Source organism: Clostridium sp. MCC344, from assembly GCF_018785365.1.
Taxonomy (GTDB): Bacteria; Bacillota; Clostridia; order Lachnospirales; family Lachnospiraceae; genus Pilosibacter.
This window is the reverse complement of the sequence record NZ_WQPQ01000110.1, coordinates 1,511-1,900: the sequence shown is the minus strand read 5'-3', so window position 1 is coordinate 1,900 and position 390 is coordinate 1,511. Positions and strand designations below refer to the sequence as shown.

General features: G+C 59.5%; 1 protein-coding gene. It reads left to right on the top strand.

What is annotated here, in order from left to right; genetic code table 11:
* Positions 1-390: CD1108 family mobile element protein (locus tag GPK90_RS19290; protein WP_486463682.1), on the top strand; the 390-nt coding region annotated here is incomplete at both ends.

Below are 390 nucleotides of genomic sequence, written 5' to 3'. Positions count from 1 at the left end.
TCCAAAGAAGCAAAGGCGGCTGCAAAACAGGGCGCAAAGGCCGCAAAGAAAACCGCTGCCGCTTCGGGAACTGCGACCCGCCGAGCGGCGCAGTTTGTGACCCGTCATCCCGTGGCGGTGCTGGTCCTGCTCCTGTTGTTGCTGCTCTGTTTTCTTGTGTCCTCCTACGCCTCGGAGGATACGGACCTGCTGGGGGTGGACGAGGACTACACGGCACTGGAAAACGAGCTGGCGCAGACGGTAGCGAACATCGAAAGCACCCATCCCGGCTATGACGAGTACCGCTATTCCGTGGACGAGATCGGCCATAACCCCTATGAGCTGGCGTCCTATCTCTCGGCAAAGTACCATGTCTATTTCCGGGAACAGGTGCAGGACGAACTGCGGGAG